The sequence below is a fragment of the Flavobacterium coralii genome, assembly GCF_019891545.1.
Classification (GTDB): Bacteria; Bacteroidota; Bacteroidia; order Flavobacteriales; family Flavobacteriaceae; genus Flavobacterium; species Flavobacterium coralii.
On record NZ_JAHDIU010000002.1, the window covers coordinates 449033 to 469250 of the forward strand.

The window sequence follows — 20218 nt, forward strand, 5'->3', positions numbered from 1 at the left end:
CTAAGCAGAGTTCCTGCTGGCATTAATATTCCCGAAAAGGGAACGTGTAACAATTTTTTCATACGTTTCTAAAAGGCTGTCGCTCTCTTTACCCTTTTTCATTAGCCTTATTTTATGCAGTGCATATTGCTGTATGGTAAGCAATGGCCTTACAATTTGTTCCCTCATTTTAACGGAGGCACGGCCATCAGGGTAATTTTCCATGAGCTGCTTATAGCCCGATAGTTTCAGGAGGAGGCGCTTAGTCTCCATAAATTCGTTGTATATAATCTGCCAAAAATGTCCAAATTCCTCGTCTTCACTCATGTATGCCGTTAGCGGAAAGAATGATTTGGTTAACGACATCATGCTGTTTTCTATGAGCGTGCGGAAGAATAAAGAATCTTCATAAAGCTGATGTACCTTTTCCCATTCCCCTTTTTCTTCAAACTGCCCCAAGGCATACCCAAGCCCGAAAAAGCCCGGTACATTCTGTTTTAACTGGCTCCAGGAACCCACAAAAGGTATTGCCCTTAAATCATTAAAATCAAGCTCTTTCGATTTGCTTCTTTTAGACGGGCGGCTGCCTATATTGGTTTTCGCATAATAATTAAGCGTACTCATATGCTCCAGATAAGGTAAGAACTTTGGATGTGCCTTAAAGTCAGAGTACTTTTTATAACTAAGGCTTGCCAATTCATCAAAAAGCCTGCGCTGTTCGGTAGTAAGCTGTTTTTTATCTTTATTAAACACTCCATTAGTAATACCGGCACTTAACAGGTTTTCTAAATTATAACGGCATGAGTCAAGCGTACCAAAATTAGAACTTATGGTTTGCCCCTGTATGGTTATCTGTATTTCATTATTTTCTATAGTTGGCCCCTGCGAAGCATAAAACTTATGTGTTTTACCGCCACCACGCGCGGGTGGGCCTCCCCTGCCATCAAAAAACACTACTTTAATGCCATACTCGCGCGCCATGAGTGTAAGGTTTTCTTTTGCCTTAAAAATACTCCAGTTAGCCATAAGGTAACCTCCATCTTTAGTACCATCGCTAAAGCCCAGCATTATGGTTTGTTTGTTGCCCCTGCTTTTTAAATGCTTTGCGTATTTTGGGTTTTCATACAGGGTCTGCATTATGGTGTGGGCATCCTTTAAGTCGTCAACCGTTTCAAAAAGCGGTACTATATCTACAGGAGGATTCTCCCAGCCTAGCAGGCCAAACAGCGAAAGTACTTCCAGTACATTGTGTGCACTTTCGTTATTGCTTATGATATATCGGTTGCAGGCACGCTCGCCATTATTTTGCTGAATAGTTTTTATAGCAAGTACCGACTCTAACGTTAACCGCGTGTCTTCATTTTTAAACCATCCGGGCTCTATAATTGTTTTTATATTTTGCAGCGCTGTAAGTTTATCTTCTTCTGTAAGTTCAAAGTAGTTATTTAAAGAAGTATTGCTCCGTTCTGCCAATGCCGAAACAATATCTTTAAATACTTCATCATGTATCCGGCTGTTTTGCCTGATATCAAGCGAGGCAAAGTAAAAACCGAAAACATGCACTTTATTGATAAGCGAATCCAGTTCATCAAGATATAATGACTGATGGCGTTCTACCAGTATTTCGCGTATCTGGTTTAATGATGTTTTCAGTTCATCAAGCGAAATATAAATTTCACCATCTGAATAAAAAACGGAACGGTACAGCCTGTGCTCTATATCAGCCACAATTCCATCTACACCCGAAAATGTGAGCTTGCGCTTTAGTTTCCTGATGTCGCCATAGTAGCATTTTAATATAGATGTGCGAAGCCTTGCGGCTACTTTAAGTGTAATTTCTGTAGTTACAAACGGGTTGCCATCACGGTCGCCACCAGGCCAAAAACCAAAAGACACTACAGGGTGTTCTAACTGCCTACCTTTAAAAACAGTATCCTGAATATAAGAGGACATTTCTCCAGCTGTTTTATAAAATACATTTTCAAGATACCAAAGCAGGCTCATAGCCTCGTCAAATGGGGTCGGTTTTTCTTTTTTTATAAATGGCGTTTTCCCTAATTGCGCCAGTAATGTTTTTATTTCTGATAAGCTGTTGTTACGGATGGCTGTAGTTAAATCTGTTATAATGCCCAATACCGCCCCCGGGTAAAACTGTGTAGGGTGTGCTGTAAGCACTGCCCTTATCTGAAATTCGTTTAAAAATTCCTGCAATTCTTCACTAAGACCGTTACCCTCGGCCCTTTCGCGGCTTTCACGTAAAGAACCACTGCCTTCCAGATTATTGAGTACATCAAAAGCGGCATCTTCTATAGCGTCAAAAAGCACAACCTGCCGCTCTACATACTGTATAAAGCGGAACATGAGGTCTATTTTTTGGCTTTCGGTATAATCCTGAAGGTACTTTTCTGCAAAGGCATCAAAAATCTGCTGCGGGCTTTTATTGTTTTTATAGCCTTCATCACAGGTTTCGCTAAAAAGAGGCAGCAATGCACCTGTATTATCTATGGCATCAAAAGGCAGTGTCATGAAAATGCTGTTGAACAGCTGGTATTTAAGCTGTACATTTTCATTAAAGCGTTCAATTTTTGTAGCGGGATACATACATATTTTTTGCTGAAGTTAATAAAAAACCCTCATGCTTTTAACATGAGGGTAATTAAAATTTTATTAAAAACGCTTACAGGTCTTTAAAGATAGTATGCATAAGGCGTTTTTTGTCATTAATGCTTTCTTCAAGAGAAATCATTGTTTCTGTCCTGTACACACCTTCAATATCGTCAATCATAAAGATTACTTCTTTTGCGTGCTTGGTGTCTCTTGCCCTGATCTTACAGAAAATGTTGAATTTACCTGTGGTAACATGAGCAACCGTAACAAAAGGTATGTCGTTTATCCTTTCCAGTACAAATTTTGTTTGAGAGGTGTTATGAAGAAAAACGCCCACATAAGCAATAAAAGAATATCCCAGTTTTTCGTAGTCAAGCGTTAGTGATGAGCCCATAATGATGCCTGCATCTTCCATCTTCTTAACCCTTACGTGTACAGTACCAGCAGAAATAAGCAATTTCTTTGCTATATCTGTAAACGGCACCCTTGTGTTGTCAATCAGCATATCTAATATCTGGTGATCAACTTCATCTAAACGAAACTTGCTCATAAATGTGTGTTTAATTTGTGTAATCTATTTTTAGTTAAAAGAAACGTCTGTTTATTGTTGTTTTATTTCTCTTCCGTTAATAAACCTTCTGTCAGGCGCTATAAAAAAATCTGCTTCTTCATCTTTTACCGGAAAATTCCTGTTGTCTTTTCCTACAAACAGCCCTTCTTTTCCGTCATATTCTTCGTGTCCGTGATAATCTTCCAAATTATCTATTTCACTAATAAACGCTTGAAATATTACAGATTTATCAATCAGAACTTCTTTATATTGTGATGCAAAAATCGCTATTTTTTCTTTATTTTCATAATTTATTTTGACATTTTTATACACGATATCATAAAATATCTTTTTATTTTGAGGAATATTAAAATATTGACTGTTTTCCTGCTTTACTAAAACGTTTTCGTAAATTGAATTAAATCCTGATAATAATGCAAAAAATATAAATTTGCGAGTCTCCTCACGCTCATAATCTCCTGGGTAATGTCCTGCTTCAAATAATACAGTCGGCACGCCTGCTGCCTGAAAGCTGTCACCTATGCAGTTGATATTAAACGAATCATCAAACCTGCCTACCTGCCCGGGGATATATTTTTGTAAGGTAGTGTTCATTGCAACAATAAGATTTATTGCCTGCTGCCGCGTGTCGTTTATCTCCCGTTCCTCATTATAGGCCGGAGCCAGGAACGATACTGTAGCAGGTTTTGCACCATCTTCGGTTTCAAGGCCAAAAATAGTTCGCTGGTCGTGCATGTTGTAACAGTAATGCGGTTTAAAGTCTTCAAAGGCTTTGCGTAATATCTTACTTTCCGGTTGCGTAAGGTTTAAAGCGTCACGGTTCAGGTCTATACCATTTGCATTTTCACGTGTGTAAAGTTCTGCACCATCAGGATTAGCAATTGGTATTATATAAAAGGTAAAAGAGGTAAGGAACCTATTTGCTGTAGTATCACCACATGCAAGCCAGTTGAGCAAATCTATAACCGCTTTGGTTGTGGTAGATTCGTTACCGTGCATTTGCGACCAGATAAATATTCGTGTACTGCCGCTTCCTGCAATGACATTATATACAGGTTTACCTAATACAGAATTACCAATTACCGTAACCTTAAACTTCTCTTTATACTTATTGAGCAATGGTTCTATATATTCGTTTGTAATATAGCGGCCGTAAAGTGTTTGCTCTTTGCTATTTGTAAACAATTGCTCGAATTCCATGTTTATTCTATTAGTTTACAAAAGTAAACAAGTATATTTTTACAATTGTAAACATTTGATTTTGCTATTTTATTTACAACAGTAAACTACTTTATTATCAATAGTCTTACATGAAGGAGTTTATAATTAGATTTAATCTTAATCAAATAACAAACAGACGTTTATATGTAATCATATGAAGTTATACTATGGGGTTTTTACGGCAATTTATAGCAGTATTTGTTTGAGAACGAAGAATTGTTTACATTTGTAAAGTATCAAATAATTTACAATGGTAAACACGGAGGATTTTATCAAGCGTCTTGAATTCTTGTTAGAATACTACAATGTTTCTGCTTCCGCTTTTGCAGATAAACTCGGGATTCAACGTTCAGGACTTTCGCATTTATTGTCCGGCAGAAATAAGCCAAGCCTTGATTTTATACTCAAGATCATAGAAACTTTTCCGGAAGTTGACATCTACTGGCTGCTGAATGGAAAGGGCAGCTTTCCTAAAGACGATAATTCCAAAAGTACAATTACCGCCCCTCCTGCTCCTCAAAAAACCGTTGCAGATTTATTTAGCCATGAGGAACAGGAAACATCTACAGGAAAGCAGTCAGAAAGTAGCTTTGGAAATTATATAGAAGAGAATATAGAGCGTATCGTTGTGTTTTACACCAATGGCACATTTAAAAGTTACACGCATAAAAATTAAAAAACCCCGGAATATCTTATAAAAGATATCCTCGGGGCTCATTAACCAATAAAACAAACACAAATTATCTTGAATTCAGCCTTAACGGCAGAATGTAATTTAAAATAAAATTCAGTAGATTTTATTGGTTACCAATTAATCTTAACCTGTAGTATAAAATTACAATCAAAATCCTGAAAACCTTCCCAACAAAGCGTTAAACTCTTCCTAAAGGATTATAGCTGTTCTCTTTTACAAAACCTGTAACTCCTGTATAATATTCTTCAAGAAATCTTAAGTCGCTCACTATATCTCCTGTAAGGTAATAGGGTTCTGCAATCTTTACTTCTTTTTTTCCGTAATCAAAAGCTACGGCGACTACAGGTACATCAGCTTTTAACGCTATGTAATAAAAACCTGTCTTCCACTTTTCTACTTTCTTTCGGGTGCCTTCCGGTGCAATTGCGAGCCTGAATACTTCACGTTCTTCAAATATTGCGGCTATGGCATCTACTTTGTTTTCCTGTTTTTGCCTGTTTAAGGGCGCACCGCCCATCCACCGGAAGTAACCGCCCAACGGAAATGCAAACAGTTCTTTCTTGGCCACAAAATGCATTTCCAGCCCAATAGCGCCGCGTGCAAACACACCTATAAAAAAATCAACCCAGCTTGTGTGCGGTACCACAATCATGACACATTTTTTTAGATCAGGGTTTATAAAACGTTTTATGCGCCAGCCCATTAGCCTGAAAAATATAAATCGGTATATTTTTTTCATCTTGTAAGAAAAAAGTAGCGGTAAAAATAGTATATATTTACGATTAGGAAAATAAACCTGATGCTTAAGAAATTACTCAGTTACTTTATACCTGTAACAATACATAAAAAAAATTCCAGGTACAGCAACCGGCTGGAAGTTACACTCAATAACGGGAGCCTGGTGTTAGACTCTAAAAACACCAATTATTCTTATGGCAGCCTGCAACGCATATTACGCAAAGGACTCAATTATATAGGGTTTGAGCGCATACGCGGATTTAATAATATACTGGTGCTTGGAGTTGCCGGGGGTAGTGTTATAAAAACCCTTACCGAAGAAATAAACTACAAAGGCAAAATTACAGGTGTAGAGATAGATCCTGCTGTTGCAGAGATTGCGAATACCTATTTCGGTTTAGGTAATGCGCCAAACCTTACATTAATAATAGATGATGCGTTTGAGTTTGTTCTCAAAACGAAAGAAAAATATGACCTGATAATAATAGATATTTTTCAGGATACAGAAATGCCAACATTTTTATTCAGGGACTTCTTTATCAACCGGATTAATTTTTTGCTTAATGTAAATGGTTTTATTTTATTTAATACCATGACATTAACCAATGAGCATAAAGAACGCAACTTAAAGTACAGGCTAAAGTTTAACAGCGATTATTCAGTACGGATGTACCCAAAGGTAGAAGACCATAATGAGCTTTTTACCATTAAAAAATTAATGTAAAAATATATTAATATTTTAGCATTTTAATAATACTCAATCTAATGAAAAGCGTAACTAATTTTATTAATTCTTTAGGCGACAATTATTATAGCTTTTTCATTATTCAAAGTGATGCAGAAGTAGTAGACTTTACACGTTACGATTTAAAAGTTTTTTATAATAACAACTATTATTATGAATTGAATCTAGATGAAATTCATTTAAAGAGACGTGAAATTTTAAATAATGTTCGTGATAAATATCAAAAAGCACTTTCAGAAATTTATATTAATATTTCAACTAGAGAGTTTGAATATTTGGACTCTTTTTTACATTTCAATTTAGAAGCTGTGAAATTAAAAATCAAAACATTAAAAAATGATTTTTATATTGATAATAACTTATCTAGATATTATACAGAAATTGATACCAATAATAAGATTTTAAAAATTCTATCTCTTTACATCTATAGATATTCAAAAGACCTTACAATTGAAATCAACGATGAAATCTTAAATACTATAAAAGATATTAATCTAGATAAAAATGAAATACCATATCTTTTAGATTATTTTTATAAGAGATTTAGTGCAATAAGCTTTTTGCCTCTAGCACTATATACAATAGGTAATCAATTTTATTATGAATTACAAAAAATCCAATCAAAGATCGAGTTAATTAAAGATAATAAATTTAAAGAGTCTAAAATAAAATGGATTGGAACAAAAACTCATATAGGATTTTTAATAAGTACTTTAGAACAAAATGGATATCTGGATGCTCCAAAAAACAAAAATGGGGAAGTTAATTATACCGCTTTTGCTAAACTTATTAAACAAAATTTCGAAATCAATATTTCCGATGATACATTACGGAAATACTTGAATCCTTCAGATGATAAATTTAATGAAGCAAAAAAAGTATTTGATAAAGAAGGCTTATTTATACCACATTCTAAATCAATAAATTAATAAGTTCCGGAACATCTCGGAACTACATATTCTTCAATTGTTTCTTTTATTTGCTGTAGTAATAAATTCAATATGGAAACAGTTCAGTCTATACTACTATTTTTTATTATATACACTATACTTTTATGGATAATTCCTAGTAAAAAGTCCAAATTAGTTGTTAAACAAATAGTTTCTATAATCAAAGTTCTACCTCTCACAGCCATTATCAATATAATATGTAAGTACATAAAAACTACTTCTAACAATAAATAGTTTTAATCATTTTATTTGACATAAATTAACGTAGCTATACAATAGCTTTAAAAGCAATTTTCCTTAAAAATCAGTACCTTTGCGTTTTGCACAAAAACTGCTATGCTGAAAAACGACGAAACGATTGAAGTGCTTGGCGCACGCGCCCACAACCTTAAAAATATAGATGTTACCATACCTCGCGAAAAGCTTGTTGTTATAACAGGGCTTTCAGGATCGGGCAAATCATCGCTGGCTTTTGATACTATTTACGCCGAAGGGCAACGCAGGTATATAGAAACTTTTTCTGCTTATGCACGCCAGTTCCTGGGCGGGCTGGAAAGGCCCGATGTAGATAAGATAGAAGGCCTCTCTCCTGTTATTGCTATTGAGCAGAAAACCACAAGCAAAAGCCCGCGCTCAACCGTAGGTACCATTACTGAGATTTACGATTTTCTCCGTCTTTTGTACGCACGGGCTTCTGATGCCTACAGCTACGAAACGGGCGAAAAAATGGTGAGTTACAGCGACGACCAGATACGCGACCTGATAATAGAAAAATTCACTGGTAAGCGCATTAATATACTTGCCCCGATTATCCGTTCCCGGAAAGGGCATTACCGCGAGCTATTTGAGCAAATATCCAAGCAGGGGTTCCTGAAAGTGCGTGTTGATGGCGAGATACGCGATATAGAAAGCGGAATGAAGCTGGACCGCTATAAGGTACACGACATAGAAACAGTTATAGACCGCCTTGCCATAGACGATACCGAAGACACTCAAAAACGCCTTTCCGACAGCATTAAAACGGCCATGTACCACGGTGAGGATGTGCTTATGGTTATTGAACAGGAAAGCCGGGAGGTTCGTTACTACAGCCGTAACCTTATGTGCCCATCTTCGGGTATATCTTACCCTAACCCCGAACCTAATAATTTTTCATTTAACAGCCCTAAAGGTGCTTGCGACCATTGCAACGGTCTTGGTGTTGTAAATGAAATCAACATCCATAAAATAATACCTGACCTGAAAATTTCCATAAAAAAAGGAGGGTTTGCTCCTTTGGGAGAATACAAGAATTCATGGATATTTAAGCAGATAGAGACTATCGGCGAAAAATATGGCTTTAAGCTGACAGATGCCATAGAAAAAATTCCTGCCGAAGCTATGGATATGATACTGAACGGCGGTAAGGAAAAATTCTCTGTATCATCTAAAACGCTGGGTATAAACCGCGAATATAAAATTGACTTCGAAGGCATTTCGGCTTTTATAAAGAATCAGTATGACGAAAGCGGTTCATCTTCCATAAAACGATGGGCGAAAGATTTTATGGACGAAATAGAATGTCCTGTCTGCCACGGCTCCCGACTTAAAAAAGAATCGCTTTACTTTAAAGTAAACGGGCTTAACATAGCGGAGCTTTCACAAATGGATATTGCCGACCTAGCCGAATGGTTCAATGTGCTTGAAGATTTTCTTTCGGATAAACAGAAAGCCATAGCACATGAAATTATTAAGGAAATAAAGGCAAGGCTGGGTTTCCTGGTAGATGTAGGGCTTACTTATCTTTCATTACACCGCAGTTCGGGATCACTTTCGGGTGGTGAGGCACAGCGTATAAGGCTGGCCACACAAATAGGCTCGCAGCTTGTTGGTGTTTTATATATACTGGATGAGCCAAGTATAGGGCTGCACCAGCGCGATAACGAAAAACTGATACGTTCACTCGAGCAACTACGGGATATTGGTAACTCCGTCCTCGTGGTAGAGCATGATAAAGACATGATAGAGCGTGCCGATTATGTTATAGATATAGGGCCTGCTGCAGGACGCTTCGGAGGACAGATAGTAAGTAAAGGAACTCCTGCCGAATTACTTAAAGAGCATACCCTTACAGCAGCTTACCTAAACGGTGAAAAAGAAATAGCAGTACCCAAAAAGAGACGTGAGGGCAACGGTAAAACTATAAAACTTACAGGTGCTACCGGCAATAACCTTAAAAATGTGAGTGTTGAGTTTCCTTTAGGTAAGCTGATATGCGTTACAGGTGTGTCCGGCAGTGGCAAAAGTACACTGATAAATGAAACCCTATACCCTATTCTTAATACACACTTTTACAACGCTGTAAAAAAACCGCAACCCTATAAAAAAATTGAAGGGCTGGAACATGTGGATAAAGTTATAGATATAGACCAGTCACCAATTGGGCGCACACCGCGCTCTAACCCTGCTACCTACACTGATGTTTTCAGTGAAATCAGGAGGCTGTTTACCCAGACACCTGAAGCCATGATACGTGGTTATAAGCCCGGAAGGTTCAGTTTTAATGTAAAAGGCGGGCGCTGCGAAACCTGCGAAGGTTCGGGCCTGCGTGTGATTGAAATGAACTTTTTGCCCGATGTTTATGTTGAGTGCGAAACCTGCCAGGGCAAGCGCTTTAACCGCGAAACACTCGAAATACGTTACAAGGGTAAATCTATTTCGGATATACTGGAAATGACGGTAGATGAAGCTGTACCGTTTTTTGAGAATATCCCTAAAATATATCGCAAGATAAAAACCATACAGGATGTTGGTCTGGGTTACATAACATTAGGGCAGCAAAGCACTACGCTTTCGGGTGGCGAGGCACAGCGCATTAAATTGGCTTCAGAGCTTTCTAAAAAAGACACAGGTAATACGTTTTATATACTGGATGAGCCAACTACAGGGCTTCATTTTGAAGATATAAGGGTGTTGATGGAAGTTATAAACAAGCTGCTTAAAAAGGGCAACACAGTGCTTATTATAGAGCACAACCTTGATGTGATTAAACTGGCAGATTATATTATTGATATTGGATATGAAGGCGGTAAAGGCGGCGGAATGGTTGTAGCCAAAGGTACACCGGAAGAAGTTGCCAAAAACAAAAAAAGCTATACCGCCAAGTTCCTGAAAAAAGAGTTATCTTAGCACGTTTGTTCAATAGAAAAAAATCAGAGATTGCATGTCTATAGAAAATTTTGAAAATGACGATGAGCGCATCCACGATGGGCTAAAGCAAAAAAACTGGAATGAGATAAGGAGTAACGATTCCTGGGCAATATTCAAAATAATGTCAGAATTCGTAAATGGTTTTGAATCAATGGCGCGTATAGGCCCATGTGTATCTATATTTGGTTCCGCACGTACAAAACCCGAGGATAAATATTATTTACTTGCAGAAAAAATTGCCGCTAAAATAGCCAAAGCAGGTTATGGTGTTATTACAGGTGGTGGCCCCGGTATTATGGAGGCCGGTAACAAAGGTGCCCATGCCGGCGGAGGCCCATCTGTAGGACTGAATATCGAACTGCCTTTCGAGCAGCATTTTAACCCTTTTATTGATAAAGACAAGAACCTGAACTTTGACTACTTTTTTGTACGTAAGGTTATGTTTGTAAAATATTCCCAGGGATTTGTCGTAATGCCCGGAGGCTTTGGCACCCTTGATGAAATGTTTGAGGCAATAACCCTTATACAGACCAAAAAGATAGCCAAATTCCCAATCATACTTGTGGGCAGCGAATTCTGGACGGGCCTAATCGATTGGATTAAAGATGTTATGATTGGCAAATATTTTAATGCCAGTCCTGAAGATATGAAGCTAATCAGGATTGTGGACACAGAAGACGAAGTACTTGAAGTAATTGACAACTTCTACAAGAAATACAACCTTAGCCCGAACTTTTAATATAAAGCTGCCTTTTGGCAGCTTTAACATTTTTTACAGCAACCAACTAAACAAAATTGCATCTGTAATATACTTAACAGTAAAAACAGCTGTTTATAGTATATCTGCAAAATAATTTACACGAATTGTCAGCACATTTAAATAGTTTAAAAGCTTTTATATTTTTCCTGCTTATAAATGTACCTGTACAGGCACAGCATCTCAATAAACTTTTTGTTGATGTTGACCATGATGCAAAGGTGCTTAACGTAAGGCAGGAAATAACCTATTTTAACCAGACATCAGACACAATTAACAGCCTTGTGCTGAACGACTGGAACAATGCATATTCCGGTAAAGACACTCCTCTTGCTAAACGTTTTTCAGACGAATTTGTCCGTGCTTTTCACCTTGCAAAAGATGAGGACCGCGGTAGCACAACCATAGCTACTGTTACCGACCAGAATGGCAGGCCGCTTAGCTGGGAGAGAACACCAAAACATCCTGACATTGTTGATATACAACTTAAAAACCCGATTTACCCAAACCATAAGTTTAGTATAACGATACGCTATACCGTTAAAATACCAAACGATAGGTTTACCCGTTTTGGCTATGATAAAGACGGGAATTTCATTTTAAAGGACTGGTACCTTGTGCCTGCCCGTTATACCGAAGGAAAGTTTGTGCGTTACAGTAACGAAAACCTTGACGATATTGCCAATGCCATAAGCGATTATGAAGTTTTACTGAGGGTGCCGGAGGATATTGCCGTAACATCTGACCTGTATATTGGCAGTGAGAAACGTATAGAAGGCAACAAAAAAGAATATTTTCTGGTAGGTAAACAATCCAACAACTTTAACCTTGTATTCGAAAAAAAGAAAACATTTAAAGTTTACAGAAACAGTGTAGCTGAAGTAAGCACCAACCTTAAAGACGACCGTATTACAGAAATACAGAAATCACTGATTATAGACCAGGTAACGCGATATGTCGACAGCGTTTTAGGGCGTTATCCTAATGGAAAAATAATAGTCTCACAAAACGATTATGAGCGTAACCCGGTTTATGGGTTAAACCAGCTCCCCTCCTTCCTAAACCCTTTCCCTGATGCATTTACCTACGAAATACGGTTCCTGAAAACCTACCTGCATGCCAACCTCAGAAATACTCTGAAGCTCGACCCGAGAAAAGAAGCGTGGGTATATGATGGCATACAGATATACCTGATGATGCAGTACATGGAAGATTTTTACCCCGATAAAAAAATGATGGGACAACTGTCCGACTGGGGTATTTTACAGGGGCATCATCTGTTTAATATAGCCTATAATGATAAGTACAATTACCTGTACCTGCTCATGGCGCGCAAAAACCTTGACCAGCCTATAGGTTATCCTAAAAATAAGCTCATAAAATTCAATGAGCAACTTGCAGGTAAATATAAAGCCGGATTAAGTTTTAAATACCTGAATGATTATCTTGCTACAGATGCCGTACCACAGTCTATAAAAGAATTTTACAGGCTTAACACAACAAGCCAGGCAAGTGCCAGTGATTTTGAAGAATTGCTAAAAAGCAAGTCACAGAAAAATATCGATTGGTTTTTCGAGACAATGGTACACAGCAGGGAGATCATAGATTATAAATTCGGGAAGGCAAAAACCATTGGCGATTCATTACATATTACCGTTAAGAACCGTACAGGCGCAAATGTTCCTATACCTGTTTACGGGCTTAAAAATGATACAGTTGTTTTTAAGCAATGGTTGGAAAATGTAGTTACAGATACTACCTTAACCATAGCATCTTTCGGAGCGGAAAGGCTTGCACTTAACTATGAAAATACAGTGCCCGAATATAACCTGCGTAATAACTGGCGCACGCTAAACACATGGTCGCCCAACCAAAAGCCTTTTAAATTCACTTTTTTTCAGGATCTTGAAAATCCGCACTATAACCAGGTCTTTTATGTGCCAAGCTTTATATTCAATATATATGACGGATTTTCGCCCGGGCTGCGCCTGCATAACAAGTCATTACTTGAAAAACCGATTATATTTGAGCTGAATCCTACCTATTCCCTTAAAACAGGACAACTCATAGGATCATTTTCTTTCGCTGTAAACAATTATATTCGGGAAGGCGACTTGTTTAATGTGCGTTATTCTGTGGGGGCATCAACCTATCACTACGCGCCAGATGCACGCTATACAAAGTTTACGCCTGCCGTGCAGTTCCGTATCCGTGAGGAAGACTTCAGGGAAAACCGCAGGCAGTTTATAACATTACGCCAGGTTTTAGTTGACCGCGAGAGGTCTGTATATGCCGGTACGGAAGAGCAGAACGAAAGTTATTCTGTTTTTAACGCACGTTACAGTAAGTTCGACTCAGAGATTACAAAGCATTATAATTTTTATACCGATGTGCAGCTTTCAAAATCATTTGGCAAGCTTGCAGGCGAAGTACAATTCAGGAGGCTGTTTAATGATAACAGGCAAATTAACCTGCGTATGTTTGCAGGTGCTTTTGTGTATCGCAGCACTAATTCAGAATTTTTCAGCTTCGGTCTCGACAGGCCAAGCGACTACATGTTTGACTATAATTTTTACGGGCGTTCTGAAACTACTGGGCTTTTCAGCCAGCAATACATAATGGCCGAGGGAGGCTTTAAATCAATATTCGGTACACGTTTTGCCAATCAGTGGATGGTAACGGTTAACGGAAGCTTTAATATCTGGAACTGGATAGAAGTATATGGTGATGCCGGGACATTTAAAAATAAGTATGACAGTGCAAAATTTGTATATGACAGCGGCATCCGCCTTAACCTGCTGCCTGATTATTTTGAGCTATACTTCCCGGTATATTCAAGTAACGGATTTGAACTTCAGGATGGTAACTATAGCGAAAAAATACGTTTTGTGGTAACTATAAGCCCAGGCACGCTCATAAACCTGTTTACACGTAAATGGTTCTGACGGAATAACCAGAGTTCGTAAAAAATATATAAAACATATTTTTTAGGTGGTTTTAATAATTATAATCCATCAAAACAGCTAATTGTTACTTTTTTATTAAAAATAATTAAAGTAATTTTCCTGAGCTGCTGTTAAAGTTTAAATCTTTTATTTAAATTTGTAGGCATACAACCCGTTGTTATATGACAGAGACACAGACAAAGAAATCAATTTCATTTGACGATTTTAAGGCAGAAGTGCTGAATGATTACAAACTTGCCGTTTTAAGCAGGGAATGCAGCCTTTTGGGCCGCAGGGAAGTACTTACAGGTAAAGCCAAATTCGGTATATTCGGAGATGGTAAGGAAGTACCACAGCTTGCAATGGCAAAAGCATTTAAAAATGGCGATTTCCGCTCGGGTTATTACCGCGACCAGACATTTATGATGGCTATAGGCCAGCTAACCGTACAACAGTTTTTTGCGGGCTTATACGGCCACAGCGATATAGAGCACGACCCAATGTCGGGCGGGCGCCAAATGGGTGGCCACTTTGCCACTCACAGCCTGGATGAAAACGGAAACTGGAAAAACCTTACACAACAAAAAAACTCCAGTGCCGATATATCCCCTACTGCCGGACAAATGCCGAGGCTTTTAGGGCTTGCACAGGCCTCTAAAATATACAGGAATGTACCAGGTATTGATGCCGAAAAATTTTCCGTAAACGGGAATGAAATAGCATGGGGTACAATAGGTAATGCCAGTACATCTGAAGGTTTATTTTTTGAAACCATAAATGCTGCCGGAGTACTACAGGTACCGATGGTAATAAGCGTTTGGGATGATGAATATGGTATATCAGTACACGCAAGGCACCAGACTACAAAAGAAAATATCTCTGAAATACTTAAAGGATTTCAGCGTGATGAAGACAACAAAGGCTACGAAATCATAAAGGTTAAAGGCTGGGATTATCCTGAACTGGTTGCCGCCTATGAAAAAGCTTCTGCTATAGCCCGTGAAGAGCATGTGCCTGTGCTAATACACGTACATGAGCTTACACAGCCGCAGGGACACTCTACATCTGGCTCGCACGAACGATATAAAAACACTGACCGCCTGAGCTGGGAAGGTGAGTATGACTGTATTGCCCAGATGAGGAAATGGATGCTTGACAATAACATTGCTCTAGAAGAGGACCTTGAAGCTATAGAAAAAGATGCTAAGAAAGATGTTCTTGAAGGTAAAAAAGCAGCATGGTCAGCTTATACCGCACCAATGAAAGCTGAACAACAGGAACTTGTAGCTTTGCTTACAAATATAGCTTCCAAAAGCCCTAATAAGGTATTCATAGAGAAGCATGCAAATGATCTTGCTTCAATTAAAGAGCCTATCCGCAAAGAAGTACTGACTACTGCGCGTAAAGTATTGCGCATTATTGTTAATGAAGACAGCAGGATGCAACTTGCAGGCTGGATAAAAAATTATACAGAAAAAATACAGCCTAAATATAGTTCACACCTTTTCTCTGAATCAGACAAAAGCGTTTACAATGTTAAGCCTGTAGCTGCAGAATATGGTGATAATGCTGAGGAAGTTGACGGAAGGGTAATTATACGCGATAATTTTGATGCAGTATTCAGCAGATATCCTGAAGCACTTGTTTTTGGTGAAGATTGCGGTAACATTGGTGATGTGAACCAAGGGCTTGAAGGCATGCAGGAAAAGTATGGCGACTTCAGGGTTTGTGATGCGGGTATCCGCGAGGCAACTATACTTGGCCAGGGTATTGGTATGGCAATGCGTGGCTTGAGGCCGATTGCAGAAATACAATATTTGGATTATCTGTTATATGCTGTACAAATCATGAGCGATGACCTTGCAACCCTGCAATACAGGACTGCCGGAAAACAAAAAGCACCACTTATTATAAGGACACGCGGACACAGGCTTGAAGGCATATGGCATTCGGGTTCTCCTATGGGTATGATTATAAATGCGCTAAGGGGCATACACGTGCTTGTACCGCGCAACATGACCAAAGCTGCAGGTTTTTATAACACGCTGCTTGAAACAGATGAGCCTGCACTTATAGTAGAATGCCTTAACGGTTACAGGCTTAAAGAAAAGATGCCTGCAAATCTGGGTGAGTTTAAAACACCTGTTGGCGTTGTAGAAACTATAAGGGAGGGTAATGATATTACACTTGTTTCTTATGGTTCTACCCTGCGCCTTGTAGAGCAAGCTGCAAAAGAACTGGCGGAAGCAGGCATAGAAGCTGAAATTATAGATATTCAGTCACTGCTACCGTTTGATATTAACCATGATATTGTTAAGAGTGTTGCCAAAACAAACAGGCTGCTGGTTATAGATGAAGATGTTCCCGGCGGGGCATCTGCATATATACTGCAAAAAATTGTGGATGAGCAGGACGCTTACCGCTACCTTGACAGCAAGCCTGAGGCTATGAGCGCAAAAGCACACAGGCCGGCTTACGGCACGGATGGCGACTACTTCAGCAAACCATCTGCAGAAGATATATATGAAAAGGTATATGCAATTATGCACGAAGCCAATCCGGCAAAATTTCCTTCACTATATTAAAAACAAAGCCCGCTTTTAAAGCGGGCTTTGTTTTACTTTATATAAACTGTTTTTACATTCACAAATTCCTTAATGCCGTTTTCTGCCAGCTCCCTGCCAAAACCAGACTTTTTTACTCCGCCAAACGGCAGTGCAGGATCCGATTTTACAAGTGCATTTACAAATACTGCCCCCTCATTGAAAAAGTGTAATTTCTCTTTAATGGATTCAACGTTTTCTGTAAACACAGTTACACCAAGCCCAAACTCAGTTGCATTGCTTAATTCTACCGCTTCTTCAAAAGTGCTGAAAGGTATAACAGGAGCAACAGGCCCAAACACTTCCTCTTTAAAAACAGGCATATCTGTTGTTACATCAGTTAGTATTGTCGGTTCATAAAAAGCGTTATTGCGATTACCACCTGTTATAATCTTAGCTCCCATTTTTACAGATTCTTCAACCTGTTTTTCTACTTCTTCAGCAAGGTCAACCCGTGCCAATGGCCCTATATAGGTATCTTCATCCATCGGGTCTCCGCTTTTTAATGCCTCTACCCTTTCTTTAAATTTTGTAGTAAAAGCATCAAATAGGCTTTCATGCACTAAAAAGCGCTTGGCGGCTATGCAGCTTTGCCCTGTGTTTTGCATACGTGCTGTTACAGCCGTTTCCGCAGCTTTATCTATATCGGCATCTTCCAAAATAATGAATGCATTGCTGCCACCCAGTTCAAGTACTGATTTTTTAATGCCTTTTGCAGCCGTTGCCGCTACTGATGCACCTGCTTTTTCGCTTCCGGTAAGTGAAACGGCTTTTACGATAGGATTCTCTATAATTTTTTCAACTTGTTTGCCGGAAATAAGCAGGTTTTTATATACACCATCCGGAAAAGCGGCTTCTTTAAAAAGTTTTTCAATCATTATCGCACAACCGGCAACGTTGCTTGCATGCTTAACCGCAACCGTATTACCTGCAATTATACTGAGTATTGCAAAACGAAATACCTGCCAGTACGGGAAATTCCACGGCATGACACCTAATATTACCCCTAATGGCTCATAGGTAACATAACTTTCAGAGGCGTCTGTTTTAATAGTTTTAGGAGCTAAAAATTGCTCTGCATTATCAATATAATATTCGCATAATAAACGGCATTTTTCAACTTCAGCAACCGACTGTTTGTAGGGCTTCCCCATTTCTGCAGTACATTGGCGCGCCAGCGTTTCTTTATTGTTTGTTAATGCAAATATTAAATTTTTGATAAATTTGAGCCGTTCTGCAACAGTTTGCCCTTTCCACTGAATAAAGGTTTTCTGATTAATATCTATTATTTGAATAGCCTGAATATCAGTAATATATTGATAGTCAGATAAAATAGTTAGATCAAAAGGATTTGTAATTGAAAACATTTTTTAATTTTGTCGCGTTAAGTTATAATTATAACACGTATTTACTTAAATATAAAATTATTACATTTACACGAAATTTCAAACCTACCGATAACATTAAACAATTATTATGAAGAAAATCTTTCTCCCCTTATTATTAGTTAGTCTTACAGGTGCAGTCAGTGCACAGGAAGGCGGCGCTAATGATTTTAACAAGTGGTCTGTAGATGTAAACGGCGGTGTAAACAAAGCTGCCAACCCTATGTCTCAGGGATATCATATGAATGCAAATAACCTTTTTCATGCAGACCTTGGTTTTCGTTATATGTTTAATACAAAATTCGGACTTAAGCTACACGGAAGTTACGATGTTTTAAACGATGATGGAGATAACCCGGACAGGGAATTTAAAAGTGAAGTAATTGGTATAGCTTTACAGGGATATGCCAATCTTGGCCGTATTATGGAATTTGAAACCTGGACCGACAGAATAAACGTATTAGGACACCTTGGTGTAGGTGTTTCACAGCTTTCGAATGATCAGTTTGACGGCGGCGACAGGCTTGGTAACTTTCTTATTGGTTTGGGGGCCCAATACAGAATATCTAACAGAATTGCCATTAATGCGGATTTTACTATGATAAACAACTTCTCTCAGCACAGAACATGGGATGGAGCTGAATATAACCCAATGGGTGAGCAGGGATTTGACAGTACACTTTACCATGCTACAATAGGTTTATCTTTTTACCTGGGCAAGCATGAAAAGCATGCTGACTGGTATGTAGATGAAAAATCTGATGAGCTTGAAGATATTGAAAGCAGGCTTGGTGAAATGGAAACACTAATGAATGATACTGATAAAGATGGTGTGCCTGACTACCTTGATGCAGAGCCTAACACTATTACAGGTGTTGCTGTTGACAGCAAAGGACGTACCATTGACAGGAACAATAACGGTGTGCCGGATGAGCTTGAATCTTATATAGAAGCTAAAAACACTGAAGTGAAAAGCAGTGTAGCATCTGACATTAAAGACCTTATCAACGGTGGATACGTAAATGTGTATTTTGACTTTAACAAGGATATGCCAAATGCACAATCAGTTAACGGTATAAACTTCCTTATCAAGTACCTGAAAGATAACCCTAGCGTAAATGCTGATGTTATTGGTTATGCTGATGAAATTGGTAATACCGAATATAACCAGGCTTTATCTGCAAGAAGGGCTGAAAACGTTAAGCAGATACTTGTTGATGCAGGAATTAACGGTTCAAGGCTAAACATTATGGGTAACGGAGAAGATACCTCTGTTAGTAAAGACTCTAAATATGCACGCCAGGTGGTTAGAAGGGTAACATTTATCCTGAAATAAGCCGTAAGGTTAATAACTATACCAAAAACCTCTGTTTAATGCAGAGGTTTTTTTATATCTTTAAAATAAAAACCATGAGCCCGCGAGACATTGCCATAAGCAGTATTAGGGAAGAATTACTGGGCAGCATACACCCACAGTCTTCTGCAGAAGAAATTTTCCAGAATAAAACCATCCGCCCTATCCTTAAATTTCAAAATGACATTTTTGTAGCATCATTCCGAAACTACGTGAATAAACATAAAACCGATTTTTACAGCCTTAGCATTGAAAAGAAGCTGTTGTTTATTGAGAATGCTATACAGAAAGATATAAAGTTTCGTAATGCATTAAAGGGAATGGTTATAGCTATGTTTACGATAGAGGAGTTCGAGGAATATATAAAGAACTCATCAAACCTGAATAAGAGAATGATGAATCTGCTAATTGAAAGGTTAAAGGATCAGGTTCAGTTACTCGAAGAAAAAGCGGTATAAAAAAGAGGAACTTAAAGTTCCT

14 protein-coding genes are annotated in these 20218 nt (G+C 38.3%); 9 read left to right on the forward strand and 5 right to left on the reverse strand.

The window, feature by feature from the left end; genetic code table 11:
* The 3 genes from KJK34_RS04865 to KJK34_RS04875 all read right to left on the reverse strand — a co-directional run bounded on the left by KJK34_RS04865 (position 1) and on the right by KJK34_RS04875 (position 4357).
* The gene (locus KJK34_RS04865) at positions 1–2580 is read right to left on the reverse strand and encodes a phosphoenolpyruvate carboxylase (RefSeq protein ID WP_223052729.1); all 2580 of its coding nucleotides are present in this window, start codon (positions 2578–2580) and stop codon (positions 1–3) included.
* Between the two features lie 76 nt (positions 2581–2656).
* Positions 2657–3136, reverse strand: a complete 480-nt coding sequence (locus tag KJK34_RS04870; RefSeq protein WP_223052730.1) for an Lrp/AsnC family transcriptional regulator — start codon at positions 3134–3136, stop codon at positions 2657–2659.
* A gap of 51 nt (positions 3137–3187) precedes the next feature.
* Positions 3188–4357, reverse strand: a complete 1170-nt coding sequence (locus KJK34_RS04875; RefSeq protein ID WP_223052731.1) for a M14 family metallopeptidase — start codon at positions 4355–4357, stop codon at positions 3188–3190.
* A 271-nt stretch (positions 4358–4628) separates the two neighbouring features.
* Here KJK34_RS04875 and KJK34_RS04880 point away from each other — a divergent pair, with 271 nt between their 5' ends.
* On the forward strand, positions 4629–5054 hold the full coding sequence (locus KJK34_RS04880; RefSeq protein ID WP_223052732.1) for a helix-turn-helix domain-containing protein: 426 nt from the start codon (positions 4629–4631) through the stop codon (positions 5052–5054).
* Positions 5055–5250: 196 nt separating this feature from the next.
* Here KJK34_RS04880 and KJK34_RS04885 read toward each other — a convergent pair whose 3' ends face one another.
* Positions 5251–5724: a 1-acyl-sn-glycerol-3-phosphate acyltransferase gene (locus KJK34_RS04885; protein ID WP_317196867.1), complete on the reverse strand. Its 474-nt coding sequence runs from the start codon at positions 5722–5724 to the stop codon at positions 5251–5253.
* Positions 5725–5871: 147 nt separating this feature from the next.
* Here KJK34_RS04885 and KJK34_RS04890 point away from each other — a divergent pair, with 147 nt between their 5' ends.
* The 6 genes from KJK34_RS04890 to KJK34_RS04915 all read left to right on the forward strand — a co-directional run bounded on the left by KJK34_RS04890 (position 5872) and on the right by KJK34_RS04915 (position 16981).
* Complete coding sequence (locus KJK34_RS04890; protein WP_223052734.1) at positions 5872–6534, forward strand: spermidine synthase; 663 nt, start codon at positions 5872–5874, stop codon at positions 6532–6534.
* A gap of 41 nt (positions 6535–6575) precedes the next feature.
* Positions 6576–7484: a hypothetical protein gene (locus KJK34_RS04895; RefSeq protein ID WP_223052735.1), complete on the forward strand. Its 909-nt coding sequence runs from the start codon at positions 6576–6578 to the stop codon at positions 7482–7484.
* Between the two features lie 357 nt (positions 7485–7841).
* Positions 7842–10673: an excinuclease ABC subunit UvrA gene (gene uvrA / locus KJK34_RS04900; RefSeq protein ID WP_223052736.1), complete on the forward strand. Its 2832-nt coding sequence runs from the start codon at positions 7842–7844 to the stop codon at positions 10671–10673.
* Between the two features lie 34 nt (positions 10674–10707).
* Positions 10708–11433 (forward strand): LOG family protein, encoded by a 726-nt coding sequence (locus tag KJK34_RS04905; protein ID WP_223052737.1) that lies wholly within the window; start codon positions 10708–10710, stop codon positions 11431–11433.
* Between the two features lie 125 nt (positions 11434–11558).
* Entirely contained in the window at positions 11559–14396 is a 2838-nt protein-coding gene (locus KJK34_RS04910; RefSeq protein ID WP_236937586.1) for a gluzincin family metallopeptidase, read from the forward strand.
* 182 nt (positions 14397–14578) lie between these two features.
* On the forward strand, positions 14579–16981 hold the full coding sequence (locus KJK34_RS04915) for an alpha-ketoacid dehydrogenase subunit alpha/beta (RefSeq protein ID WP_223052738.1): 2403 nt from the start codon (positions 14579–14581) through the stop codon (positions 16979–16981).
* A gap of 32 nt (positions 16982–17013) precedes the next feature.
* On the opposite strand, the gene KJK34_RS04920 is transcribed toward KJK34_RS04915, so the two are convergent.
* Positions 17014–18366: an NAD-dependent succinate-semialdehyde dehydrogenase gene (locus tag KJK34_RS04920; RefSeq protein WP_223052739.1), complete on the reverse strand. Its 1353-nt coding sequence runs from the start codon at positions 18364–18366 to the stop codon at positions 17014–17016.
* A gap of 109 nt (positions 18367–18475) precedes the next feature.
* Between KJK34_RS04920 and KJK34_RS04925 the strand changes: the two genes are divergently transcribed.
* Positions 18476–19720, forward strand: coding sequence for an OmpA family protein (locus KJK34_RS04925; RefSeq protein WP_223052740.1), 1245 nt, complete (start codon positions 18476–18478; stop codon positions 19718–19720).
* A gap of 74 nt (positions 19721–19794) precedes the next feature.
* The gene (locus tag KJK34_RS04930) at positions 19795–20196 is read left to right on the forward strand and encodes a glyoxalase (protein WP_223052741.1); all 402 of its coding nucleotides are present in this window, start codon (positions 19795–19797) and stop codon (positions 20194–20196) included.
* Positions 20197–20218 lie beyond the last annotated feature (22 nt).